This window comes from Endozoicomonas sp. OPT23 (genome assembly GCF_009653635.1).
Classification (GTDB): Bacteria; Pseudomonadota; Gammaproteobacteria; order Pseudomonadales; family Endozoicomonadaceae; genus Endozoicomonas_A.
Genome location: NZ_PPFD01000009.1, coordinates 260574 through 284292, shown reverse-complemented (window position 1 = coordinate 284292; position 23719 = coordinate 260574). Strand labels below are relative to the sequence as shown.

The window sequence follows — 23719 nt, the reverse complement described above, 5'->3', positions numbered from 1 at the left end:
TGTTTCAGGCAGGCAAAAGACGATCAGATATTTATTTACGTGTGTAAACACACTTAACAGATTTTATTCATTCAGAAACTGAATGCATTTATCAGGAGAAGTAGAAATGCTCGCTATTAATAAGCTTAAAAAGTTCGCGGGAAGTTTGCTGGTTGCAGGCAGTGTTGTACTGGCCGGCTGCAGTTCACAAGACGATGGTACTGGTCCACTGAAGGTGGGTGTAATGGCGGGTCCTGAAGCGGACGTAATGAAAGTTGCAGCCCAGATTGCTGAACAGGATCACGGTGTAAAAGTTGAGCTGGTTGAATTTTCTGATTACATCTCTCCAAACGTTGCTTTGGCCGATGGCTCTATCGATGCCAATGCTTTTCAGCATAAGCCGTACCTGGATAGCATGATCAACGATCGTGGTTTTAAGCTGACTGCGGTGGGTAACACCTTTGTTTATCCGATTGGCGCTTACTCTAAAATGCTGAAAAATTTTGATGAGCTGAAGGATGGCGCAACCATTGCTATTCCTAATGATCCAAGCAATGAAGGTCGTACCCTGATCCTGCTGGACAATAAGGGCATCATCAAGCTGAAGGATATTACCAATCTGGAAGCAACGCCGGCAGATATCGCTGAAAACCCAAAAGGTCTGAAGTTTATTGAGCTGGACGCTGCTCAGCTGCCACGTTCACTGGACGACGTTGACGTTGCATTCATCAACTCTACCTATTCCGTACCAGCAGGTCTGCTGCCAAGCCGTGATGCGATTCTGGTTGAAGGTAAGGATTCTCCTTACGTAAACCTGATCGTATCCCGTGAAGATAACAAGGCAGACGATCGTATCACTAAGCTGGTTGAGTCTTATCACTCTCAGGCTGTAGAGAAAAAAGCAGAAGAGCTGTTTAAAGGCAGTGCGGTTGCTGGCTGGAAGTAAGTAAGTAGTACTTATTTAAACCCGGATGAAATTTATTTTTCGTTCGGGTTTTTTCGTATAAGACAGCTGTTTTTGACGGGTCGACAGGTGCAAAGCTGGTGCGCCAAAAGACTTGAGTGAATTTGTTACTGTTACCTTATTGACAAAGTTTGCTAATATAGTGCGTTATTTCCAGTTTCGACCCCATCTGCTTGCTCCTGTTAATACATGGTTTTCAGGAACAGAGCGGGTCGGGAAGTTTTTTCCTTTGCATGAGGCGGGGGTACTGCATGGCTGTAGTTGCCAAAAAGTCATCCATGATTTTTTTCTCGAACCCATCTGACCATTATTGTCACAGGGTTCGCATTGTTCTGGCAGAAAAAGGTGTTGCGGTTGACATTCAGGACGTTAACCCTGATAGCCTGCCGCAGGAACTGTCTGACCTGAACCCATACAACAGCCTGCCAACATTGGTAGACCGTGAGCTGGTTCTGTATGAACCAAGCGTAATGATGGAATACCTGGATGAGCGTTTCCCTCATCCGCCGCTGCTGCCAGTTTACCCTGTCAGCCGTGCCCAAAGTCGTCTGATGATGCACCGCATCCAGAAGGACTGGTGTGCGCTGGTAGACGTAATCATGGATCCTAAGACCAAGGATACGCCTGCGGCCCGTGCTAAAAAAGAACTGCGTGAAAGTCTGCTTTCCATCGCACCTATCTTTGCAGAAAAGCCATTCTTCATGAGTGATGAATTCACTCTGGTGGATTGCTGTGTAGCACCTATCCTCTGGCGTCTGCCAGCAATGGGTATTGAGCTGCCTAAGCAGGGTAAGGCCATTCTGGATTACGCTGAGCGCCTGTTCGAGCGTGAATCCTTCAAAGAAAGCCTGTCTGAAATCGAAAAAGAAATGCGCGATTCTCTCTAGGAGTCCGATTCTGAACGCTTAATTGAAAGGCATCTTTTATGAAGGTGCTTTTTCTTTATTGAGCTTTATGAATGTCTCTTTGGAAAATCGTCGAAATATCTGGCTAGAGTGTTATAGGAAGCAGATTGATTTTCTGCTTTCTGATGTTAGCCCGGACGGAGACAGATGATGACAATGACCAGCAGTCGCCCTTATATTGCCAGAGCCTTTTACGACTGGATTCTGGAAAATGACTGTACTCCCCATATTCTTGTTGATGCGACTCGCAATGGCGTTGAAGTGCCGGGTGAGTTCGTTAAAGATGGGCAGATTGTACTGAACATTTCCCCGACAGCCGTCAGAGCTCTGCATATGGGTAATGATGTTGTAACTTTTGATGGTCGTTTTGGTGGTGAAGCACTCACCATCGTAGTGCCTCTTGATGCATTGATGGCAATCTATGCCAGAGAAAATGGTCAGGGCATGGTGTTTGAAGTTGAATCTTATTCTGAAGCGGATGAGCAGCAGGAAGAGTTTGGTGAAGAACTACCGGGTTTGACAGCAGTTCCTACGGCTTCTGACAGCAGCTCAACTTCAACTGAAGATGACGAGCCTCCAAAACCACCAAGAAATACCGGACGACCCTCTCTTAAAGTGGTCAAATAGTCCATAAAAATAAGGCTGCCTGTAATGGTGGCCTTTTTTTTGGGCGATAGAATAGTCCTCTGAATCTAATAATAATTTCCAGGAATAAGTGTTCTATGAACCTAACCATTATCAGTGGTAGTCATCGTAATAATTCCCAGAGCACTCGTGTCAGCCACATCATGAAAAAGAGAGTGGAAGAACTGGCTCTTTTTGATGAAGTCAATGTACTCGATCTGGCTGATAATCCTTTGCCTCTCTGGGATGAATCTATTTGGGAAGGCAGTGAAGAGTGGAGAACACTTCTGGCCCCTTGGAGAGCTACTCTAAAGGCCAGTGATGCTTTTATAGTTGTGACGCCTGAATGGGGTGGTATGGTACCAGCTGCACTGAAGAATTTCTTTCTGATCTTTGGTGCCATTCAGCTGGGTCACAAACCAGCCATGATTACCTCCATCTCTTCCAGTATAGGTGGTACCTACCCGGTGCAGGAATTGCGCTCCAGCAGTTATAAGAATAATCGTATCTGCTACATTCCCGAGCATTTAATTATTCGTAATGTTGAGTCTCTGATGACGGGTGAAAAGCCGGAAGAAGATGAGTATTACAGTGCCCGTATTGATTACAATCTGAATCTGCTGAACGAATACTCAAAAGCTCTTAAGCTGGTTCGTGATTCCGGTGTGGTGGACCATAAGACCTGGTCTAACGGAATGTAAGTAGAGATTAATCTTCCGTGATTGAATTGACCTTAGCTGAGGTTTATCTAACCTGATGCGAAGGTCAATTTGGTTGTACTGTATGAAATTGAATGCTCTTCTATCTCTTCTCCTGACTGCAATAGTGGTTTTGCTCTCTGGCTGCAGTCACTTTAGGCCTTCCGGTGAGCGTCTGCAGGAAGCGGTCAGTATCAATCTTGCACGTCAGTCTGAAAATGCCGGCTATGGCTTGATCTCTACGGATGAATTGGCAGCGCTGTTTGATCAGAAAGAACCATTCTTGTTAGTCGATGTTCGCAAGCCAGGTGATTTTAGGTTGGGGCATATCCCGGGAGCGATTAATTTCACCTTTCCCAAAGACGTGATCATGTCAGGAGACTGGAGTGATTCTCTGATGAAGGGTGTGACCGAGCAGGACTTCCAAAAGTTGCTGGGTGATAACAAGGGAATGTTACTGATTTTCAGTTGTGGCAGGACGACTTGTGCCAGAGGACATAATGCGGCCATGTGGGCGGTAAGGCTTGGGTACCATAATGTATTCAGGCATCCAGGTGGTGTTGATGCATGGAAAGAGGCGGGTTTGCCTTTTGAAAAGGATGCTAAATAATCAGTTTTTGACTCAATTGAGTCAGCTTGGTTAGTAGCTTTGCTGGTCAGCCCAGGACAGGAAGTTATTAATCAGAACCCTGCCTGTTTCTCCTGAGGTTTCAGGGTGAAATTGAACGCCAAACATAGGGCGGCTTAAAATCTCAATAGCTTCGGTTTCATAGAACTCGGAATCTGCCAGCACTTTCATCTTCTTCGACGGCCAGATGCCTTCGCAATGGTCTTCAGAAAATGCAGGGTTGGCAGGCAGATTCTCAAACAGAAAGTGTTTGTGAAGCGTTCTCACAGGTTCAAACTCTCTTCTTTCAATATCCCGATAAACCCGCCCGCCATGGATAATAGCTAATGCCTGATGACCAAGACAAATACCCAGCGTTGGGATCTCCAGATTTTTAAGAAATTCGAACTGAGCCATCAATGATTGGTGTTTATCCGGGGAGTCTGTGAACAGGTGGGGGCCGCCTGAAATTATTACCGAGTGTGATTGCTCAAAAGGAAAGAGGTTACTCTCGACCAGTTTAATAGTGGTTGTGGGGTGTCCCGAGTCACCTATCAGTGTCACCAGCTCACTAACCTTGCTACTGCCGCAATCAATAATAATGACTTTTTTGTTGTGGCTGTGCTCATTAATGCTGTTGGTTGTCTGCATGGAGTGCCTTTCCATAGAAACCTGATTCTATAAGAAAAACATGAGAAGAAATTTAAGGCAAGAATGGATCGGCTTAGTGGAAGTCAGAGATTCTGAAGGAGAGAGTCATTTGCCCGCTTTTTACGGGCAAATGATAAATCAGACACAGTTTCTGTGTCTGCGTACTTTAAGTACCCGAACATATGAATACATAAGCTATATCCCCGCCACCGGCGGGGATATAGCCATTTAATATTCGATTACGTGCGTTTACACACTTACATTTCGTTAGTGAAAGTACGGGTGATCACGTCGCGCTGCTGTTCTGGTGTCAGGGAGTTGAAGCGAACCGCGTAACCGGAAACACGAATGGTCAGGGATGGGTATTTCTCAGGATTGGCTGCTGCTTCTTCGAGCTTCTCGCGTGACAGAACGTTAACGTTCAGGTGCTGTCCGCCTTCACGAACGGTCTTTTCTTCGAACGCCAGGTCAATATTACGGCTTTCAAACTGGCCCAGAGTTTCCAGGGAAACAACTTCGTCCTGCTTGAATTCGTCAGACTTTGCCGCAACCAGGCGCGCTTCGGAGGCTTCCTCATCCAGCAGCCAGATGGAGTTAACCAAAGCGCTGTTATCGCTGGAGGTGATTTGAATGCCTTTCATGTTAATTCTCTAACCTTTATTGATGTGATTTTCTTGTTGGGGTGTGCAGGCTGCATGTTAGCGAGCGAATTTAATCGCCACTTTTTGCAGGCCTGTTCGGTGAAAAACCAGTTTCATCATATCAATCCGGTTTCGTTGAATAACTAGGTATTGCTACTCTGAATCCAGTGTCGGAATTGGGGTGGGGGCGGTATTTTTACGGGAAAGGTGAAGTAGGCTTTTTAGTAGTGAGCATACTTTGTCCAGCTCGTACAAAGTATGCTCTTTTGGCTTAAAGCAATTTTTTATAAGCCATGTTTCATAAGTCGTGTTTAAAAAGCTGTGTTTGAAAAATAAGTCTGTGAGAAGCGTCGCAGTTACTTGATGTATTCAAACACCTTGATGATTTTCTGAACACCGCCTGTGTTGCGCACAATATCCACCGAAGTTTGAGCCTGCTTTGGGGATACCAGACCCATCAGGTAGACGGCACCTTGTTCGGTGTTGATCTTGATTCGATCTGCATTAATTACTTCACTTTGAATCAGTTTGGTTTTTATTTTAGTGGTCAGCCAGGAGTCGTTGCTCTGTTGCAGAATACTGGCAGGTGCGCCGATGGTCAGCTCGTTATAAACCTTACCCACATGATTTATATCTCTGACAGTAGTTTCTGCAAGGTCTTTCAGTTGACCGTTGGTAACTTGCCCTATCAGCAGGACAGTGCCATTGAAGCTAACTACTTTTACTCGGCTTTTATCGAAAGCCGGGTCCGCTTTCTTAATGTTGACACCGGCGATGGTTTCAATGGTCTGATCGTCTATCCAGTTGCCCCAGGACCTTTCGGTAGGATCGACCTGAATAGGGTCTTCATTGATGGTCTCAATGACCGTTGCGCAGCCGCTCATAAGGGTTAGCAGGCTGACCAGAGCCAGAGTGGTCAGTTTGTTCATAATATCTTCCCTTGAATGAATCAAAAGTCGCCGGAAAAAAGAATCTCGTCAATCAGATCACACAGGCAGTGTGTTACAAGTGTATGAACTTCCTGAATTCGCTGCAGGCTTTGTTCTTCTACGCGAATTTCCAGATCTTCAGACTGGAGCAGTCTCGACATATCGCCACCATTACGACCGGTGAGGGCAATCACCAGAAGGTCGCGGTCGTGAGCGGCCTGAATAGCCTGTACGACACTGGGGCAGTTTCCGGTCGTGGAAATGGCCAGCAGAATATCACCCTGTTGTCCCAGAGCTCTAATCTGGCGAGAAAAAACTTCGTGATAGCTGCTGTCGTTGGCAATGGCGCTGAGTGTCAGGCTGTCACCGTTAAGAGACATGGCTGGCAGAGAAGGGCGTTCTCGCTCGTAGCGGTTGGTCAGCATGGCGGCAAAATACTGGCTATCACCCGCAGAGCCGCCATTGCCGCAGCTGAGGATTTTTCCCTCATTCAGCAGGCACTGAACCATCACTTCCGCAGATTGAGCAATCATCGGCGGCAGAGCTTCGGCTGCGCGAATTTTAGCGTCTATGCTGTCCGAGAAGTGGCGGGTGATGCGTTCATGCATAACTCTTGGTCCTAAAATTTACCGGCATTGTTTCTCAAACTTCCAGCCGAAAGTTGACAGTTTTGGTGGTAATGCTGCTAAAACCTGCAGCAAGTTGATGTCAGCTTTCAAGGTTATTGATCTTACTATCAGTGACGAGTTGTTCTCACCCAGGAAATAACAACATTGTCTGATGAATCAAGGTCTGACAAATCAAAGTCTGATAAATCAAAACCAGAGCCTTAATACTGATGGAGCCAGTGTACTGACATATAGATTCTTATGTCCAAGTACTTACTGAAAAACTCCTTTCAACCATTCTATCGGTTTTTGGTGGTGTTCGTCATTGTTGCTTTGCGCAGAAGTCAAACAGACAAGGTCAAATCGACAGAATCTGTGGCTGAAAGCAGGGTGAGATTGCAGGAAATGCAGAGCGGTTTTTTCCAGTCGACGCTGTTTGGGTGCAGTAATGCTGCCAGATGCACCGCCAAACTCGCTGTTAGTTCTGAGACGAACTTCTATGAATACCAGACTTTCGCCGTCTAGCATAATCAGGTCAAGCTCGCCGTTACGGCAGGCATAATTTTTTGTGACCAGTTGCAGGCTCTGGCTCTGGAGAAAGTTCAGAGCCAGTTTCTCGGCTTGAGCGCCTTTACTGTTCGTCTTCTGCTTCAGTGTCCAGAACATGACTGCTGCTTTGCTTTGGAATAGGTAAAGGCTTCAGACGACCGTTACGGAACGTTTGCCATGGCAGTGAGCGTCGTACCTGTTGGTTACGGTCAATGCTGAGTTGACCGGTTAAACCGTTAACCTGACTGCCTGGCAGGAAAGTCAGTTGCAACAGGTGGGGGTAAATGTTGAAAGCGTCAGCACCAAGAGCATAAAGACTGCCGTAGTTGCCTGTTGCTGCTGGCCAAATAGACAGTACGCTGGATTTTATATCGTTCTGCTCGTAGGGAAGATCCCAGGGCATTACAGGGATGCGGAGCTTATCAAGATCCTGGTTTTTGCGGTCATAGGACCCAGAGTAAGCACTTGAAGTTGAGTAGACAGGTAGCTTGCCAGCAAACTGATAAGCCAGTGCCGGTTTCAGTTGGCGAGCTTCTTCCGGGTAAGACGGAATAAATATCATATCGACATCCTGGCGACGTCTGGCTTCAAATCCAAGCTTTTCACCCAGCAGACGATTCAGTTTTTTGGCTCTCTGTTGACTCTGATTAACCAGTAATAGCTCGCCTGCCAGTTGGCTGTATTGACTGTTTGGCTTGAAACGAATCTCGCTGACAATTTCGCCGTCTTCCTTCAGCCAGGCGTCCTTAAAACTGTCGACGACCTTGTCGCCCCAGCGACTCATGGGGCTGATAATGGCAACACGTTGGTGTCCGTCCAGTCGGCCTCTTTCTGCTACGGCTATGGATTCGTCTTCTGTGGCCAGACCAAACTCATAAAAATCTTCTTCCGGTGAGTCTGTATTCAGGCTATTTAGAGCCAGAATGGTCAAGTCTACCGGTGCAGAATGCTTTAGTAACTCAACGTTAGATTTATCCAGAGGGCCGATGATCATTTCTGCGCCTTCAGCGCTGGCAATCGTCGCAAGAAGACTGACATCCTGTTCAAAGGTATCCATAAAAACCAGTTCTGGAAGGTTGTCGCTACTCTGGCTTTTCAGTTTTTGATAATAGGCGGCGATGATGCCGTCTCTGACTGATCGTCCTGCCTGACCCAGTGGGCCTGAGGTCGGCAGTAAAGCAGCGATTTTCTTTGGCTGTTGGGCCGCTTTGCTCTGAAGCAGGGCAAGGTTTTCGGGAAGGAAGCGTTCAGCAGGGTGATCTTTCCACTGAAGTTTCCAACTGTTCAGGCCGCTGAGCTGCTGGTCAAGGGTGCGCCCGGGGTGATACAGCAGAGCCAGGTCAGCCCAGCCTTTTGTGATGGTGGAAGGTTGGCTAAGTAAAAGTTGGTTGATTCTGTCTTCCGGTGCATTCAGCAGCGTTTTCCAAAACTCGTCGTAATAATCGGAAGGTAGTTCCAGTATGCCTGTGCTGGTGAGGCTGGCCCACTCATCCAAAGCAGCGGTGAACTCGCTGAAGCGGTTATAGGCGATAGCTTTGAGAGTATGAGCGCGGTCAGTGATGGCCGTATTATTGCTATTGATTACAGGTTCTCTATCCAGCCAGAAGAAGATCTGCCAGTTCTGGTTGCTCAGGAAGGCTTGCTGAGCCTGCGCCAGTGCGTAGCGAGCCTGAAGGCTATCAGGAAGGTGTTCGAAGTCGATGCTGTCGAGAATTTCTCTGGCTCTGACAGGGGACTGGCTGAAAAACTGTTCGACGGCCTTGATTTTCAACCGGGCGCTTTCCGGGAAAAGGCTTTGCTCAGCTTTGAATAAAAGATCTTCAGCTGTTTCGGACTGACTCTCGGCAATCGGCAGTTTCTGGCCTGACGGTTTCTGGGGCTGGCTTGAGCAGCCGCTCAATACTGACAGAATCAGTAGCGTAGATATCAGACTGCGGGGAAATAAGTTCTGGCTCATAAATTCGGAGTCAACGACCTGAACGGTTTTTTTAATGGGGACATTGTATATTAATTTTTGTCGCTGGCTCTATTGTTCTGTACTTATCTTTTGTCTTGGGGGGTTAGAGAGTAGACTGCTCAGCATTTTTCTGCGGACTCTAATTTAATGTCTGAATCCATTCTCTATGTGGTCTCAACACCTATTGGCAACCTTGATGATATGACGCCGCGTGGTATTACGGTGTTGAAGGCTGTCGATGTGATTGCTGCCGAGGATACTCGTCACAGTCGTAAGTTAATGAATCACTTCGGTATTGAGACGCCCATGGTACCTTGCCATGAGCATAATGAAGGTTATCAGTCAGAACAGTTGGTGAAACGGTTGGCGGCTGGTGAATCTGTAGCTCTGGTCAGTGATGCGGGTACGCCTTTGATTTCGGATCCGGGCTTTGTTCTGGTCAGAAAGGTCCGTGAAGCAGGCTTCAGGGTCGTACCTGTTCCCGGCTGTTGTGCCTTGATTGCTGCGCTTTCTGTCAGCGGTCTGGCGACGGATCGTTTTTATTTTGAGGGTTTTCTGCCGGCAAAATCATCAGGTCGTAAAAAGCGTCTGGAAGCTATGGCTGCCTATACCCATACCTGGGCAGTCTATGAATCTACCCACAGAATTCTCGATAGTCTGGCTGACTTTAAAGAAGTGCTGGGGGCTGATCGTTATATTGTGCTGGCTCGCGAAATCACCAAGACCTTTGAGACAGTGCTGGCTGGCTCTGTGGAAGAAGTTGAATACATGCTGCAGGAAGACTCCAATCAGTGCCGTGGTGAGTTTGTTGTGCTGGTGCAAGGTGCTGAAGAGGAGAAAAGAGAAGAGGTCGACTCAGAAGCTCGCAAGTGGCTTGAACGACTTCTTTCAGAGTTGCCTCCAAAGAAAGCAGCGGCGATTGTTGCGGATATGACAGGCTACCGTAAAAAGCAGCTCTACGACGTTGCGCTGGAGCTTAAGGGCTGACTTTAAGGTTGTTGGTATTAAACCGGCTTGCAGTCACCACGGGCTTTCAGTAGTATTCGCGGCCTCGAGTTGGCTGGGCAGTCGCTGTTAGTTGATTGGTTATGTTAAATGACTATTCGCTGGTGGAGGAAAGTCCGGGCTCCAACGGGTAGGGCGCCAGATAACGTCTGGGAGGCGAAAGCCTACGGAAAGTGCAGCAGAGAGTAGACCGCCTAAGTCTTCACTTTGGTGAAGGCCGGTAAGGGTGAAAGGGTGCGGTAAGAGCGCACCGCATGACTGGTAACAGTTCATGGCACGGTAAACCCCGCCTGGAGCAAGACCAAATAGGGATCCTACAGGTGTGACCCGCACTGGATCCGGGTAGGTTGCTTGAGGTGTCTGGTGACAGGCATCCCAGATGAATGATTGCCCAAGCCTGTGTGTAACTTGTTATAGACAGGCTGGACAGAACCCGGCTTATAGGCCAACTCGATACTTTTTATCTGAAGCACCTTCCACCATTAATAATTGGAGGAGGGTGTTTTTAGAACTTTTCCACTGGGTCGTTCGGCCTGGTTTCAGATTGTGGATAATCGGTGGTTAACATCAGTTATGCACAGGCTGCATCAAATCCATGAAAGATTTATTCACACTGATTCTCATTTCAACAAGATTCTCTCAATAACTTCCCATCGTATTCTTTCTAAACTGTTTTTCTGTGCTTCATCCCTTGCTATTTATGACCGCGACCAGTCAACAGCTTGACGTTTGAGGTGAAAGCCACGCTTGACGTGGGTTTTGTGGATTTCTATAGTGTGCTTCAGTGGCATAAAGTGGATAAAAGTGGGTTGCAGTGATTTTAATGTGGATAAATAAGGTATGGATGACCGGTTTTCCACAGAGGCTTTTTAAGTGAAGAGCTAGAAGAAGTCATGCAATAAACCTAAAAAGATCAGGGAGTGTGAAGCTTGTTTCGTGGGGTCAATGCCATAAATCTCGACGCCAAAGGGCGTATGGCAATACCTACCCGTTATCGGCAGGTGTTAAGGGATCGCTGTGCCGGAAGTCTGGTAGCGACCATTGATACCGATGAACCCTGTCTGTTGATTTATCCGCTGGATGAGTGGGAAGCGATTCAGGCAAAAATTGAAGCACTCCCCAGTTTTCATCCAATGACCCGCCGAATTCAACGTTTGCTTATTGGCCATGCAACTGATGTTGATATGGATGCCAATGGGCGCGTATTAGTACCTCCCTTGCTCAGAGACTATGCTGGTCTCGACAAACGCAGCATCTTGCTGGGGCAGGGTAAAAAATTTGAACTCTGGGATGAGGGGCGCTGGAATCAGCGGCGCGACGATTATCTTCAGGAAGCCAGTGAATCAGGCGAGATTCCTGTCGAGCTGCAGTCCCTCTCTCTTTAGTGGGTTAATAGATGTCAGAAGTAAAAGAAGATCAGCACATTACCGTGCTGTTGAATGAAGCAGTTGAGGCTTTAGTGGTCAATCCGGAAGGCTTCTATGTAGATGGTACCTTCGGTAGAGGAGGTCATAGCCGGGCAGTTCTGGACAAGTTGTCTGAAGAAGGTCGCTTGCTGGGGATTGATAAAGACCCGCGAGCCATAGCTGTGGCCGATGAACTGGCAGGTAGAGAAAGTCGTTTCAATATCTACCACGGCTCTTTTGCTGATCTGGACAGTGCGCTGGCTGGTCAGCAGGTGGATGGCGTATTGCTGGATCTGGGAGTGTCATCACCGCAGCTGGATAATCCGGAGCGTGGATTCAGCTTTATGCAGGACGGTCCGCTCGATATGCGTATGAATACCACTCAGGGGCAGAGTGCCGCTGACTGGATCAATACAGCAGAAGAGCAGGAAATCAGTAAGGTGATCTGGGAATACGGTGAAGACCGTGGTTCTCGCAGAATAGCCAGAGCCATTGTGCGTGAAAGGGAAGAAGCTCCTATTACGACAACAAAAAGGCTGGCAAACATTATTGCTGGTGTCAGCTTTTCAAGGGAAAAGCATAAGCATCCGGCAACTCGGGCGTTTCAGGCGATTCGAATTCATATCAACCGTGAGCTGGATGATTTGATCGAATGTCTGGATAAGGCGCTGGAGATTTTGAAGCCGGGTGGGCGCCTGGTGGTGATCAGCTTCCACTCGCTGGAAGACCGAATTGCCAAGCGTTTTATTCGCAAGCATGCCAAGGGTGATGAACTGCCGCGTTGGATGCCGGTGACCGAGGATCAGTTGAACAAGCGAATGAAACCTCTGGGCAAAGCCATCAAGGCCAGCAAAGAAGAGGTGGATTCTAACCCTCGATCTCGCAGTGCAGTCATGCGTGTTGCAGAAAAACTGAACTGACAGGCGAGTTCGATAGATGGATTTACAGCCACTGAAAGCTTTGGTTAATGAGTCCAACAAATGGATAGGTTTGTTGCTCATGGCTGTACTCGTATCGGGCGTAGCGGTCAGCTATGCCGGGCATGAAAATAGACGATTACACAATATTCTCCAGCAGGAGCTGGATAAGAAAAATAAGGCTCAGGTGGAATGGGGGCGACTGCTGCTTCAGCAGAGTACTCTTACAGCCCCTGACAGAGTGGAAAAGATCGCAAGGAATGAGTTGGCCATGGAAGTGCCCGGCTCAGACCGCATTCAGGTATTAGCGCCATGAACAGGGAACGTACAAACAGCCGTACTACTGGCAGTAGTCGCAAAAAAGAAGATGAAGAAGTCTCTTTCAAGGGAAGGTTTCGCTTCATCCAGGCTATTTTTGTCATGCTGGGAATCATAGTGACCGGCCAGCTGGTTAATCTACAGATTCTTGATCGCCAGTTTCTGCAGGGCGAGGGTGACAAGCGTTCAGTCAGGAATGAGTCCATCCCGGCTCACCGCGGCATTATTTTTGATCGTAACGGTAAAATCCTTGCTGCCAGTGCGCCTGTTACTTCGGTGTGGGCAGATCCGGTTATTTTGCTGAACAGCAAAGAGCGGTGGTTTGAATTGGCCGATGCGCTTGATTTGAATCGAAACTGGCTGACTCGCAGGTTGAATCAGAAGGCCGCTGCCGGTAAACGATTCCTGCCTCTCAAACGCGAACTCACACCCGAAGAAGGTAAACTGGTTCGTAGTCTGCGCATCAAAGGTATTGTCATCCGGCCAGAACAGAAACGTTACTATCCAATGGGTGAAGTAACCTCTCACTTGATTGGTCTGACCGGACGGGATGATAAGGATGCTGGTGAAATTGGTAAGGAAGGGCTTGAACTGGGTTATGACCAATGGTTGACCGGTTCTAACGGCTCTCGTCGTATTCGAAAGGACCTTCTGGGTAATCTGGTGACAGAAGCAGAGTTGCTGGAAAACTCTCAGCCCGGTAAGGAATTAATGCTCAGTATCGATTCTCGCCTTCAGTATATGGCATATCGTGAGTTGAAAAGCGCAGTAAAAAAGCACAGGGCCAAATCAGGCTCACTGGTTATGCTGGATGTTCAGACTGGTGAGGTTCTGGCCATGGTTAACCAGCCTTCCTATAACCCAAATAATCGTGAAGAACTGAAGTACAGCCGTAACCGGGTTTTGACTGATGCTATTGAGCCTGGTTCAACATTAAAGCCTTTCACTGTCGCTGCAGCATTGGAGTCCGGAAAATATAATCGTTATACCCGTATTAATACCGGTGTCGGCTATATGCGTGTAGGCAGAGATTCAGTAAAAGATACCCATGGTTATGGTGTGATTGATGTTGAAACAGTACTGAAGAAGTCCAGTAACATCGGTGTGACCAAGATGGCTTTGAATGTTGGTGCTGATTCGGTGATGGATATGTTCAGGCGTGTCGGTCTTGGGCAATCACCTGGAACAGGCTTTCCGGGCGAACGTTCTGGTTATATCCCGTACAAAGATCGCTTCAGTGATATTGAAACGGCAACTCTGTCGTTTGGTTACGGCCTGACGGTTACACCAATGCAGCTGGCTCAGGCTTATGCTGTGCTGGGTGCAGGTGGTGTCCTTCGTCCTACTTCCCTGATAAAACGCGATGTGCCTCCAGCAGGTAAGCGTGTTATGCCCAAAGAAGTGGCTGATGAAGTACTGCAAATGCTGGGCAAGGTTGTTCGCAAAGGTGGTACGGGCTGGCGTGGGGCTGTGAAAAGTTATGACGTTGCGGCTAAAACAGGTACGGTCCGAAAAGTCAGTAACAGAGGGTACTCCAGTGAACGTTATATCGGGTTGTTTGCAGGGGTTGCGCCTCTGGAAAATCCAAGAATAGCGACAGTCGTAATCATTGATGACCCGGCAGGTAAAGATTATTACGGTGGTGTTACTGCTGGCCCTGTGTTCTCGAAAGTAAATGCACAGGCATTGAGAGCACTGGGTGTCAGACCACAGAAAGACAAGGTGTTGACAGCAGGTCTGGGTTTACAGAACCCTGCTGCACATATGAATTAAACGAAACATGTAAACGGTGTTTTGTATTGAGTGTGCAGCCCTGGCTTTTGCAAGTCAGGGCTGCTTTGGTAACAGGATGAAGCATGACTTCGTGTCAATTGTTGTCTTTGAATGAAGTATTGGTGGAGCTTGATCAGGCACCACTGAAGACAGACAAACAGATTACCGGACTGACCCTCGACAGCAGAAAGCTGGCCGGGGGTGAGTTGTTTCTGGCAGTACCTGGTTTCAGTGTCGATGGCAGGGATTATATAAGCAATGCCGTCAGTGCTGGAGCCGCCGCGGTGCTGGTAGAAGCAGATGGTTACAACGGGAAGCTAACTGATGGTCATTCTGAAAGCGTCTTTTTTATCAGTGGTTTGAAAGACAAGGTGGCATTTGTCGCTGATCGTGTATTTCGACAGCCTGCAAAGAAACTTGATCTGATCGGTGTGACCGGAACCAATGGTAAAACGTCTTGCTGCTGGTTTATTTCTCAGCTGCTTTCAAAACTGGAAACACCCTGTGCCGTTATGGGAACTATTGGTCAGGGAATTCCGCCAGAGCTGGAGCCTTGCCTGAATACCACTTCGGATGCAGTGGCTACTCAAGGTTTTATGGCTGGGCTGGTTGCAGAGGGTATTCCCGCCATGGCCATGGAGGTTTCTTCCCACGGTCTGGATCAGGGGCGTGTGGATACATTAAGTTTTCAGGTGGGCGTATTTACCAACCTCAGTCGTGATCATCTTGATTATCATCAGACTATGGAAGCTTACGCAGAGGCAAAGGCAAAACTGTTTGCTGATGGTCGTGCTCAGAAAGCGGTGATTAATCTTGATGATGCTTACAGTGAAATCATGCTGGCTGCTTGTGGGTCAGAAACTGAAGTGTTTACTTTTTCTACCTCGGATGCGAACGCTGATATCTTTGCCGAGCAGATTCAGCTGAATCAGAGTGGTGTTAATGCAGTTCTGAAAACCCCCTGGGGTGAGGGTGAGTTAAAGCTCAACCAGATGGGGCGTTTCAGCCTTGAAAATATGCTGGCAGTGATTGGCGCTGTTTGCAGTGTCGGATCTGATTTCCATAAAGTGCTGCAGTTGATTCCCGGGTTGTTGTCCGTACCTGGTCGTATGCAGCGAATCGGTGGTCAGGATAAGCCGCTGGTTATTGTTGATTACGCTCACACCTCTGATGCGCTGGCCAGCGTGCTGAACTCTCTTGCTGAACATGGTTCAGAAAACGTCACCTGTGTCTTTGGTTGTGGCGGTGATCGAGATCGAGGCAAAAGACCTTTGATGGCAAGGGCTGCTCTTGATGGTGCACAAAAAGTGCTTATCACCAGCGATAATCCCAGAAGTGAAGATCCAGAGCAGATTATTACCGATGCGATGACTGCTGTAAGAGAAAGTGATCAGCATAAAGTGACGTGTATTACGGATAGAGCTTCGGCCATTCAGGCAGCTGTTGCTCAGGCGAATAAAGGCGACATCGTTCTGATCGCTGGTAAGGGTCATGAGGACTATCAGGAAATTCAGGGGCGGCGAGTGCATTTTGATGATGTAGAGCAAGCTGAGCAGGCATTGACCGTTTGGCGAGCACCTGCTGTCAATGGAGGTGCTATATGATCCGCTCGTATTGCGCCAGTGAGATTTCTGAAGTCGTTAATGGTCGTGTTGTTGGTGATGATGTTGAGATTGCCGGTATCAGTATTGATACACGAACCATAAAAAAAGGTGATTTTTTTGTCGCTATTAAAGGGCCGAATTTTGATGGTCACGCCTTTGTAGCGAAAGCAGTCGAATCGGGTGCTGCAGCCGTTTTGGTTGATCATCAGCTTGAAGAAGTTATCACTACTCAGATTGTGGTGGCTGATACTCAGCAGGCGTTAGGGTTGCTTGGTCGTTTTAATCGGGACAATTTTAAAAAGCCTCTGGTGGCAGTGACTGGAACGTGTGGCAAAACATCAGTTAAAGAGATGCTGGCTGCGATTCTTTCGGAAAGAGGTAATACTCTTGCGACCAAAGGAAACCTTAACAATGCTTTTGGTGTGCCATTGACGTTGTTTGATCTCACCTCTGAGCATCAAACGGCTGTCGTTGAGCTAGGCACAAGCTCCCCCGGCGAAATTGATTACATATCCAGTCTGGCAAAGCCCGATATAGCCATTATTACCAATGCCGCAGAAAATCACCTGAAAGATCTGGTCAGCCTCGAAGGTGTTATTTTTGAGAAGGGTTTCATTCTTAAGCACATTAAGTCAGGTGGTGTGGCCATTCTGAACAGGGATGACCCCAGTTTTGAACTCTGGCAGCAGCGGGCTGCTGAAGATACGACGAGACATATACGTTCTTTCAGTCTTCAAAATACCAGTGCTGACTGCTATGCCTCGAATATTGTGTCAACTGACATGGGTATGACTTTTACTCTGAATATTAAGAGTAATGAGACTGTGTTACAGAAGTCGCTCACTATTTCATTTTGGGGCAATCATCAGGTTCAAAATGCCTGTTGTGCGGCACTGGCTGCATATTCTGTTGGATTGTCACTGGACATGATTGTCTCTGGGCTGGAAAATGCTCAGCCGTTTCAGAGAAGAGGTTCCCGATATCAGCTGTCAGAAAAAGAGCTGTTGATCGATGAAAGTTACAATGCCAGCCCGATTGCAACGCTGGCAGCCATTGACCAGTTGTCTGACTGTCGTGGTCGAACATTGATGGTGTTAGGCGACATGCTCGACCTGGGTGAGGTGGCGGAAGCCCGTCACCGGGATATCGGAGCCTATGCTCGAACGAAAAAGATAGATGCGTTTTATGGTTTTGGGGAGTTGACTCAATTGTCTGTTGCAGGTTTTTCTGAGAATTCTGCAAATGGACGTCACTTCGCTGATAAAGAATCCTTGTCGAACGCTGCAAAGAAACTGATGGCTGAGTGGCATCAGCAGGATGCGCAGCAGCTGGTCACCATTTTGGTGAAGGGCTCAAGAGGCATGGAAATGTTGGATGTCGTCCGATCCCTGGTGGGATCTGAATATAAAGGAGAGCGCTGATAATGCTGCTCTGGCTGGCGGACTTCTTGTCCCAGTACTACCACAGTTTTGCTGTGTTTAAATACCTGACTCTGAGAGCCATTCTTGGTGTGCTTACTGCACTGGGAATGGGGCTCTGGCTCGGACCTATTATGATCAGGAAGTTGAGCTATCACCAGATAGGGCAGTCTGTTCGTGATGATGGTCCTCAATCACACCTTAGTAAAGCCGGTACGCCTACCATGGGTGGCGCACTGATTCTGATCTGTATAGCAGTCAGCACGTTGCTCTGGGCAAACCTGTCAAACCGCTACATCTGGGTCGTGCTTCTGGTCACTATGATCTTTGGTATTGTTGGCTGGGTAGACGATTACCGTAAAGTGGTAGAGAAGAACTCCAGAGGTTTACCTGCTCGCTGGAAATTTTTCTGGCAGTCAGTAGCTGGTCTTGGTGCTGCGATATTTCTATATACAACAGCTCAGTCACCCGTTGAAACCAGTCTGATCGTACCTTTTTTCAAGAATGTGGTTATTGACCTTGGACCGTTCTTTATTGTGCTGGCTTATTTGACCATTGTTGGTACCAGTAACGCAGTGAATCTGACTGATGGTCTTGACGGTCTGGCGATTATGCCGACGGTGCTAGTGTCTGCAGCGTTAGCTGTTTTTGCCTACGTAAGTGGTCATGCAAACTTTGCTCAATATCTGCTAATTCCTTTTGTTCCCGGCTCCGGTGAGCTGGTGGTGTTCTGCGCCGCTATTGGTGGGGCCGGTCTGGCTTTTCTATGGTTCAACACATACCCGGCTCAGGTCTTTATGGGGGATGTGGGTGCCCTGGCACTGGGTGCAGCATTAGGTGTACTGGCCGTTATTGTTCGTCAGGAAATCGTACTGATTATCATGGGTGGTGTTTTCGTTATGGAAACCGTATCGGTGATTCTACAGGTTGCGTCGTTTAAATTGACTGGCCGCCGTATTTTCAGAATGGCACCGCTTCATCATCATTTTGAATTGAAAGGTTGGCCAGAACCGCGAGTTATTGTTCGGTTCTGGATTATTACCCTGATTCTGGTTCTGATCGGACTGGCATCACTGAAAATTAGATAATAAAAGCGAATAGCGCAGAGGCATAAATAGCAGTGGCAGAAATTATAGGTTCCAGTTGTTCCCGTGTTGTTGTTGGTCTTGGCAAGACCGGGATGTCCTGTGTCCGCTATCTGGCTGGTAAGAAACTGCCTTTTAAGGTGATTGATACCCGGACTAACCCTCCGGGTCTTGATGAGCTCAAGAATGAATACCCTGACGTTCCCGTTCATACTGGTAGTTTTGAGAAGAGCTGGCTGCTGGCCGCTGATGAAATTGTTCTCAGCCCGGGGATTGCTGTTGCTACGCCTGAAATTGCTGATGCTGCTGCAACGGGTGTCAAAGTTGTTGGCGATATCGAGCTGTTCTGTCGAGAAGTGAACAAACCGGTGGTTGCCATCACAGGTTCCAATGGCAAAAGCACGGTAACCAGTCTGTTGGGTGAAATGGCAAAAGCAGCCGGTATCAATGTCGCTGTAGGTGGCAATATTGGTGTGCCTGTTCTGGATTTACTTCAGAATGACACTATTGAGTTGTTTGTACTTGAGCTGTCCAGTTTTCAGCTTGAAACGACGCATTCTCTGAGAGCTACTGTTGCCACAGTGCTGAATCTCAGTCCTGATCATATGGATCGTTATGTATCCATGATTGAATATCATCAGGCCAAACAGCGAATTTATAAAGGTTGCAGCAAGGCGGTGTATTTTAAGCCTGATGCTCTGACAGTTCCTCTGTTGCCTCAGGCCACACCTGCTATCGGGTTTACCTCAGGGCTACCCGATCTGAACGACTATGGGCTGCTGACAGACAGTGACGGCATCTGGTTATGCAAAGGTGTAACTCGTTTATTGAACTGCGCCGAGATGAAGCTTCAAGGCCGTCATAATCAGACTAACGCTCTGGCTGCACTGGCTTTAGGTGAATCTGTAAATATTCCTCTGGAAGCCATGCTCAGTGCTTTGAAAGAGTTTCCTGGCTTGAGCCATCGTTGTCAGTGGGTGGCTGAAAAAGACGGTGTTGTTTGGGTTAACGATTCCAAGGCCACTAATGTTGGTGCTTCAGTTGCTGCTATTGAAGGGCTGGGTGAAGTCATTTCCGGCAAGGTTGTTCTGATCGCTGGTGGTGATGGTAAAGGGGCAGACTTCAGTCAGTTGAGATCCCCTGTACAACGTTATGTACGGGAATTGATCGTCATTGGTCGTGACGGTGAACAGATTGCTAAAACTGTAGAGGGTGCTGCAGATTGCAGTCACGCAGAAGGCCTTGCTGAAGCCATAGACAGGGCTCTGGCTGTTAGTCAGCAGGGCGATACTGTTTTGTTGGCTCCCGCCTGCGCCAGTTTTGATATGTTCAGCAGTTTTGAACAACGTGGCGATCAATTTGTAGTGCTGGTGAAGGAGAAACTTTGATGATTCTCCAGCAGCGGCTTCAGAGCGAATTTAATCTGGGAACCGGTGATTATCGGAGTTCTCTGGATATTCCATTGCTGGGTGCTATTTTCACGCTGATGGTGATTGGCCTGGTTATGGTCAGCTCTGCGTCTATGGAGATCGCTGACAGCCTCTATCAAAAGCCTCTGTATATTATCGTTAAACAGCTGGTTTTTGTGGCTGCCGGAATGGGATTGATGGTTGGAGCTTTGGTGCTTCCTGTAAAGGTGGTACACCGTTTCAGCTGGTTGGCTCTTTTCATGAGTATGTTTCTGCTGTTTGTGGTTCTGTTTACTCGAGAAATAAACGGCAGTACTCGTTGGATACCTCTGGGTATATTCAATCTGCAAGCTTCTGAAGCTGCCAAGCTGATGATTGTTATTTATATGGCAGCGTATCTCGACAGGCGCCTTGATGAGGTACGTACCAAATTCAGCGGCTTCTTCAAACCTCTGGTAATTCTTGGGACAGCTGCCTGCCTTCTGCTTCTCGAGCCTGACTTAGGGTCACTGGTTGTCCTGATGTCTGCGGCAATGGGGATGGTATTTCTGGCTGGTGCCAAGAAGATGCAGTTTGTAGGTATTGTTCTGGTGCTTCTGGCCTTGATTGCTCTGATGATTTATATCGAGCCTTATCGACTGGCTCGTGTGACATCATTTCTTGAGCCGTGGTCAGAAGAAAATCGATACGGCAGTGGTTTTCAGATTACTCAGGCCCAGATCGCTTTTGGCCGTGGAGAGTGGCTTGGGGTAGGGCTGGGTAACAGCCTGATGAAACTCTTTTATCTACCGGAAGCTCATACTGATTTTATTTTTGCCATTCTGGCAGAAGAGCTGGGGCTAATAGGAGCTCTGTTGGTGCTCGCTCTGACCCTGTTTATTGCCTGGCGTGCCTTACAGATAGGTCAGCGGGCAGAGCAGAAAGGCATGCTGTTTCATGGTTTTCTAGCGTACGGAATAGGCTTGCTCTACGGCACCCAGGCCTTGATTAATATGGGGGTGAGTACAGGATTGTTGCCAACCAAAGGTTTGGCGATGCCATTGATCAGTTATGGCGGTAGTAGTCTTCTGATTACCTGTATGGCGTTCGGTTTATTATTACGCATTGATTATGAACGACGGCTGCTAAATGTCGAACAGACAGATAAAGACGGAGGACGGCGAGATGCTTGATCGTCCTACCGTATTGATAATGGCTGGTGGTACTGGAGGGCATATCTTTCCGGCACTGGCTACCGCAGAAGAGCTGCAGAAAAAAGGCTGTGATATTCACTGGCTGGGTACTCCGAACAGTATGGAGGCAGAGCTGGTTCCCAAACATGGTATTGAGATTACTCATATACCGGTGACAGGTTTAAGGGGTAAGGGCATAGCCAGTTTGCTAAAAGCCCCTTTGAAATTAATGGTTTCTCTTTACCGTGTGATGAAAGTTATTCGTCGTATGAAGCCTGTCTGTGTTTTGGGAATGGGAGGTTATGTCACAGGTCCCGGAGGATTGGCTGCGCGCTTGATGGGTGTGCCCTTGATTGTTCATGAACAGAATGCCATTGCCGGCTTTACCAATAAAATATTAAGTAAAATTGCCAGTCGCACGTTAGTTGCCTTCCCTTCAGCGTTTCCGGAGAAACAATTTACTGTGACTGGAAATCCGGTACGAAACAGTATTTCTTGCAGTTCTTTGAATAGAGAGCCAGATGAACCTCTGAAACTGCTTGTAGTAGGGGGTAGTCGCGGGGCAATCGGTATTAATAAAGTTGTACCTGAATCTCTGGCTAAATTGTCAGGCAAGATAAGTGTCTGGCATCAGACCGGTAAAGGTAATGCTGATGAGGCAAGAGAACTTTATGAGAAGTGCGGCGTTAAAGGGCGAGTAGAGCCCTTTATTGATGATATGGCATCCGCTTATAACTGGGCTGATGTGGTTCTTTGCCGTTCAGGTGCTCTGACTGTTTCAGAACTGGCATTAGCGCAAAGAGCATCCATTCTGATTCCTTTTCCTTTTGCGGTTGATGATCATCAGACGGCTAACGGCAACTATCTGGTTGAGCAGGGTGCAGCACTGATGGTGCAACAGAAAAACCTAAGTGAAGAAAAATTGACTGAACTGTTGACTGAATTGTACAACCAGCCAGAAAAGCTGGAGAAAATGTCTGAAGCTGCCGGAAAGGTTGCTCACCCAAGAGCCGCCATTGAAGTTGCGGAACACTGTCTGGAGATTGCCAATGCAAACTGATCACCCAATGTCTTCAGTGGCTGCTGTTCCTGAAATGCGTCGTATTAAGAAAATTCACTTTGTTGGTATTGGTGGCTCGGGCATGTGTGGCATTGCCGAAGTGCTCGGTAATCAGGGTTATAGAATTTCCGGTTCTGATATCAGGGCTTCTGCGGTAACCCAGCGTCTTGAAAGTAAAGGTATTGAAGTCTTTATTGGTCATACCACCGCCAATATTGATGGCTGTGATGTGGTTGTGACCTCTACGGCCGTAGCGGAAGATAACCCGGAAGTGCTGGCTGCAAGAGAACGTCGTATTCCTGTTGTACCAAGAGCGGAAATGTTGGCTGAGTTGATGCGATATCGACACGGCATTGCTGTTGCAGGTACTCACGGTAAAACGACAACAACCAGTTTGATTGCTTCTGTGCTTGGTCACGGTGATCTGGATCCGACATTTGTGATTGGCGGTCGTTTGAATTCAGCAGGAACCAATGCCCGTCTGGGTGCCAGTCGAATTCTGGTGGCTGAAGCAGATGAGTCTGATGCTTCGTTTTTGCATCTGCAGCCAATGCTTTCGATCGTTACCAATATCGATGCCGATCATATGGCGACCTACGATGGTGATTTCGGTAAACTGAAAAAGACATTTATTGATTTTCTGCACAACCTGCCGTTTTACGGGCTGGCTGTGGTTTGTATCGACTGTCCTGTTGTTCAGGAACTGTTACCATTAATTAAACGTCGAACGGTCACCTATGGTGAGAGTGAGCAGGCCGATTATCGTGCCGTCAATATCCAGCAGGATGGTCTGATTACACGCTTTGAACTGCACCGTAAGAGTTGCCCTGAAAAGGCTTTGAATGTTGAGCTGAATATTCCTGGCAAACACAATGTCCTTAACGCTCTGGCTACTTTTATTGTCGCTGAAGATGAGGGCATGACCGATGAAGCCATCTGTGAAGGCCTGAAACAGTTCGAAGGTGTTGGTCGACGTTTTCAGGTGCAGGGGCAGTTTGATGTCAATGATGCCAATATTATGCTGGTGGATGATTATGGTCATCACCCGACTGAAGTTGCTGCAACAGTCAGTGCTATCCGGGATGGTTGGGAAGATAAACGACTGGTAATGGTTTATCAGCCTCATCGTTATTCAAGAACTCGCGACCTGTATGAAGACTTTGTTGATGTGCTTTCGCGCGTTGATGTGCTGTTGCTGATGGAGGTTTACCCGGCTGGTGAAGAAACGATTCCCGGTGCGGACAGTAAGAGTCTTTGTCGCAGCATCAGGCAGCGAGGTCAGTTGGAGCCGGTTTATGTGTCCGGCCCTGATGAAGTTGCAGGTATTCTTGAAGGTATCGTTCGTGATGGCGATCTGGTCCTGACGCAAGGGGCTGGCGACATTGGAGCATTGGCTGGAAAGCTGTCAAATGAGTTCGCTGAAGGCAGGAATATTTAAGG

The 23719-nt window shown here is 47.8% G+C and carries 23 protein-coding genes and 1 other RNA gene; 18 read left to right on the top strand and 6 right to left on the bottom strand.

Going from position 1 to position 23719, the window contains the following annotated elements; all coding sequences use genetic code 11:
• Window positions 1–106 precede the first annotated feature (106 nt).
• The 5 genes from EOPP23_RS20690 (at window position 107) to EOPP23_RS20670 (ending at window position 3780) form a co-directional block, all read left to right on the top strand.
• On the top strand, window positions 107–925 hold the full coding sequence (locus EOPP23_RS20690; RefSeq protein WP_153767931.1) for a MetQ/NlpA family ABC transporter substrate-binding protein: 819 nt from the start codon (window positions 107–109) through the stop codon (window positions 923–925).
• A 269-nt stretch (window positions 926–1194) separates the two neighbouring features.
• Entirely contained in the window at window positions 1195–1830 is a 636-nt protein-coding gene (locus EOPP23_RS20685) for a glutathione S-transferase N-terminal domain-containing protein (protein ID WP_153767875.1), read from the top strand.
• 165 nt (window positions 1831–1995) lie between these two features.
• On the top strand, window positions 1996–2475 hold the full coding sequence (locus EOPP23_RS20680) for a ClpXP protease specificity-enhancing factor (protein ID WP_370514845.1): 480 nt from the start codon (window positions 1996–1998) through the stop codon (window positions 2473–2475).
• Window positions 2476–2570: 95 nt separating this feature from the next.
• Window positions 2571–3173: an NADPH-dependent FMN reductase gene (locus tag EOPP23_RS20675; protein WP_153767873.1), complete on the top strand. Its 603-nt coding sequence runs from the start codon at window positions 2571–2573 to the stop codon at window positions 3171–3173.
• An 82-nt stretch (window positions 3174–3255) separates the two neighbouring features.
• The gene (locus EOPP23_RS20670) at window positions 3256–3780 is read left to right on the top strand and encodes a rhodanese-like domain-containing protein (RefSeq protein ID WP_194842697.1); all 525 of its coding nucleotides are present in this window, start codon (window positions 3256–3258) and stop codon (window positions 3778–3780) included.
• 30 nt (window positions 3781–3810) lie between these two features.
• Here EOPP23_RS20670 and EOPP23_RS20665 read toward each other — a convergent pair whose 3' ends face one another.
• The 6 genes from EOPP23_RS20665 to EOPP23_RS20640 form a co-directional block, all read right to left on the bottom strand.
• On the bottom strand, window positions 3811–4428 hold the full coding sequence (locus tag EOPP23_RS20665; protein ID WP_194842696.1) for a type 1 glutamine amidotransferase: 618 nt from the start codon (window positions 4426–4428) through the stop codon (window positions 3811–3813).
• A gap of 257 nt (window positions 4429–4685) precedes the next feature.
• Entirely contained in the window at window positions 4686–5069 is a 384-nt protein-coding gene (grcA, locus tag EOPP23_RS20660; RefSeq protein WP_153767870.1) for an autonomous glycyl radical cofactor GrcA, read from the bottom strand.
• A gap of 356 nt (window positions 5070–5425) precedes the next feature.
• A complete protein-coding gene (locus EOPP23_RS20655) occupies window positions 5426–5998 on the bottom strand; it encodes a BON domain-containing protein (protein WP_153767869.1) in 573 nt (190 codons plus the stop codon).
• Window positions 5999–6018: 20 nt separating this feature from the next.
• On the bottom strand, window positions 6019–6606 hold the full coding sequence (locus EOPP23_RS20650; protein ID WP_153767868.1) for a phosphoheptose isomerase: 588 nt from the start codon (window positions 6604–6606) through the stop codon (window positions 6019–6021).
• 273 nt (window positions 6607–6879) lie between these two features.
• A complete protein-coding gene (locus tag EOPP23_RS20645; protein WP_153767867.1) occupies window positions 6880–7272 on the bottom strand; it encodes a YraN family protein in 393 nt (130 codons plus the stop codon).
• A complete protein-coding gene (locus tag EOPP23_RS20640; protein WP_153767866.1) occupies window positions 7238–9112 on the bottom strand; it encodes a penicillin-binding protein activator in 1875 nt (624 codons plus the stop codon). The genes EOPP23_RS20645 and EOPP23_RS20640 overlap by 35 nt, the downstream gene beginning before the upstream one ends.
• 147 nt (window positions 9113–9259) lie before the next feature.
• Here EOPP23_RS20640 and rsmI point away from each other — a divergent pair, with 147 nt between their 5' ends.
• From rsmI to murC, 13 genes are all read left to right on the top strand, one after another.
• Window positions 9260–10099, top strand: a complete 840-nt coding sequence (gene rsmI, locus EOPP23_RS20635; protein WP_153767865.1) for a 16S rRNA (cytidine(1402)-2'-O)-methyltransferase — start codon at window positions 9260–9262, stop codon at window positions 10097–10099.
• A gap of 65 nt (window positions 10100–10164) precedes the next feature.
• An RNA gene (gene rnpB, locus EOPP23_RS20630) (RNase P RNA component class A) lies at window positions 10165–10574 on the top strand.
• Window positions 10575–11046: 472 nt separating this feature from the next.
• Window positions 11047–11502, top strand: a complete 456-nt coding sequence (gene mraZ / locus EOPP23_RS20625) for a division/cell wall cluster transcriptional repressor MraZ (RefSeq protein WP_153767864.1) — start codon at window positions 11047–11049, stop codon at window positions 11500–11502.
• An 11-nt stretch (window positions 11503–11513) separates the two neighbouring features.
• Entirely contained in the window at window positions 11514–12443 is a 930-nt protein-coding gene (rsmH, locus tag EOPP23_RS20620; RefSeq protein ID WP_153767863.1) for a 16S rRNA (cytosine(1402)-N(4))-methyltransferase RsmH, read from the top strand.
• A 16-nt stretch (window positions 12444–12459) separates the two neighbouring features.
• Window positions 12460–12756, top strand: coding sequence for a cell division protein FtsL (gene ftsL, locus EOPP23_RS20615; RefSeq protein ID WP_153767862.1), 297 nt, complete (start codon window positions 12460–12462; stop codon window positions 12754–12756).
• Window positions 12753–14531: a penicillin-binding protein 2 gene (locus tag EOPP23_RS20610; protein WP_153767861.1), complete on the top strand. Its 1779-nt coding sequence runs from the start codon at window positions 12753–12755 to the stop codon at window positions 14529–14531. The genes ftsL and EOPP23_RS20610 overlap by 4 nt, the downstream gene beginning before the upstream one ends.
• A gap of 83 nt (window positions 14532–14614) precedes the next feature.
• Entirely contained in the window at window positions 14615–16135 is a 1521-nt protein-coding gene (locus tag EOPP23_RS20605) for a UDP-N-acetylmuramoyl-L-alanyl-D-glutamate--2,6-diaminopimelate ligase (RefSeq protein WP_153767860.1), read from the top strand.
• Entirely contained in the window at window positions 16132–17556 is a 1425-nt protein-coding gene (gene murF, locus EOPP23_RS20600; protein ID WP_153767859.1) for a UDP-N-acetylmuramoyl-tripeptide--D-alanyl-D-alanine ligase, read from the top strand. The genes EOPP23_RS20605 and murF overlap by 4 nt, the downstream gene beginning before the upstream one ends.
• 2 nt (window positions 17557–17558) lie before the next feature.
• Window positions 17559–18641, top strand: a complete 1083-nt coding sequence (gene mraY / locus EOPP23_RS20595) for a phospho-N-acetylmuramoyl-pentapeptide-transferase (RefSeq protein ID WP_153767858.1) — start codon at window positions 17559–17561, stop codon at window positions 18639–18641.
• A 32-nt stretch (window positions 18642–18673) separates the two neighbouring features.
• Window positions 18674–20026: a UDP-N-acetylmuramoyl-L-alanine--D-glutamate ligase gene (gene murD / locus EOPP23_RS20590; RefSeq protein WP_370514844.1), complete on the top strand. Its 1353-nt coding sequence runs from the start codon at window positions 18674–18676 to the stop codon at window positions 20024–20026.
• Window positions 20026–21219 carry a putative lipid II flippase FtsW gene (gene ftsW / locus EOPP23_RS20585; protein ID WP_153767857.1) on the top strand — a complete coding sequence of 398 codons (1194 nt, stop codon included), beginning with the start codon at window positions 20026–20028 and terminating at the stop codon, window positions 21217–21219. Before murD ends, ftsW begins: the two co-directional genes overlap by 1 nt.
• Window positions 21212–22279, top strand: a complete 1068-nt coding sequence (gene murG, locus EOPP23_RS20580) for an undecaprenyldiphospho-muramoylpentapeptide beta-N-acetylglucosaminyltransferase (protein ID WP_153767856.1) — start codon at window positions 21212–21214, stop codon at window positions 22277–22279. Before ftsW ends, murG begins: the two co-directional genes overlap by 8 nt.
• Window positions 22269–23717, top strand: a complete 1449-nt coding sequence (murC, locus tag EOPP23_RS20575; protein ID WP_228550817.1) for a UDP-N-acetylmuramate--L-alanine ligase — start codon at window positions 22269–22271, stop codon at window positions 23715–23717. Before murG ends, murC begins: the two co-directional genes overlap by 11 nt.
• The last annotated feature ends 2 nt before the right edge of the window (window positions 23718–23719 follow it).

Bases quoted from the DNA above. Each gene is read 5' to 3' on its own strand.
- EOPP23_RS20645 (WP_153767867.1), bottom strand. From the start codon at position 7,272: ATGTTCTGGACACTGAAGCAGAAGACGAACAGTAAAGGCGCTCAAGCC.
- EOPP23_RS20670 (WP_194842697.1), top strand. From the start codon at position 3,256: ATGAAATTGAATGCTCTTCTATCTCTTCTCCTGACTGCAATAGTGGTT.
- EOPP23_RS20690 (WP_153767931.1), top strand. From the start codon at position 107: ATGCTCGCTATTAATAAGCTTAAAAAGTTCGCGGGAAGTTTGCTGGTT.
- EOPP23_RS20685 (WP_153767875.1), top strand. From the start codon at position 1,195: ATGGCTGTAGTTGCCAAAAAGTCATCCATGATTTTTTTCTCGAACCCA.
- mraY (WP_153767858.1), top strand. From the start codon at position 17,559: ATGCTGCTCTGGCTGGCGGACTTCTTGTCCCAGTACTACCACAGTTTT.
- rsmI (WP_153767865.1), top strand. From the start codon at position 9,260: ATGTCTGAATCCATTCTCTATGTGGTCTCAACACCTATTGGCAACCTT.
- rsmH (WP_153767863.1), top strand. From the start codon at position 11,514: ATGTCAGAAGTAAAAGAAGATCAGCACATTACCGTGCTGTTGAATGAA.
- EOPP23_RS20650 (WP_153767868.1), bottom strand. From the start codon at position 6,606: ATGCATGAACGCATCACCCGCCACTTCTCGGACAGCATAGACGCTAAA.
- EOPP23_RS20675 (WP_153767873.1), top strand. From the start codon at position 2,571: ATGAACCTAACCATTATCAGTGGTAGTCATCGTAATAATTCCCAGAGC.
- murG (WP_153767856.1), top strand. From the start codon at position 21,212: ATGCTTGATCGTCCTACCGTATTGATAATGGCTGGTGGTACTGGAGGG.
- grcA (WP_153767870.1), bottom strand. From the start codon at position 5,069: ATGAAAGGCATTCAAATCACCTCCAGCGATAACAGCGCTTTGGTTAAC.
- ftsW (WP_153767857.1), top strand. From the start codon at position 20,026: ATGATTCTCCAGCAGCGGCTTCAGAGCGAATTTAATCTGGGAACCGGT.
- EOPP23_RS20665 (WP_194842696.1), bottom strand. From the start codon at position 4,428: ATGCAGACAACCAACAGCATTAATGAGCACAGCCACAACAAAAAAGTC.
- EOPP23_RS20680 (WP_370514845.1), top strand. From the start codon at position 1,996: ATGATGACAATGACCAGCAGTCGCCCTTATATTGCCAGAGCCTTTTAC.
- ftsL (WP_153767862.1), top strand. From the start codon at position 12,460: ATGGATTTACAGCCACTGAAAGCTTTGGTTAATGAGTCCAACAAATGG.
- EOPP23_RS20610 (WP_153767861.1), top strand. From the start codon at position 12,753: ATGAACAGGGAACGTACAAACAGCCGTACTACTGGCAGTAGTCGCAAA.
- murF (WP_153767859.1), top strand. From the start codon at position 16,132: ATGATCCGCTCGTATTGCGCCAGTGAGATTTCTGAAGTCGTTAATGGT.
- EOPP23_RS20655 (WP_153767869.1), bottom strand. From the start codon at position 5,998: ATGAACAAACTGACCACTCTGGCTCTGGTCAGCCTGCTAACCCTTATG.
- murC (WP_228550817.1), top strand. From the start codon at position 22,269: ATGCAAACTGATCACCCAATGTCTTCAGTGGCTGCTGTTCCTGAAATG.
- EOPP23_RS20640 (WP_153767866.1), bottom strand. From the start codon at position 9,112: ATGAGCCAGAACTTATTTCCCCGCAGTCTGATATCTACGCTACTGATT.
- EOPP23_RS20605 (WP_153767860.1), top strand. From the start codon at position 14,615: ATGACTTCGTGTCAATTGTTGTCTTTGAATGAAGTATTGGTGGAGCTT.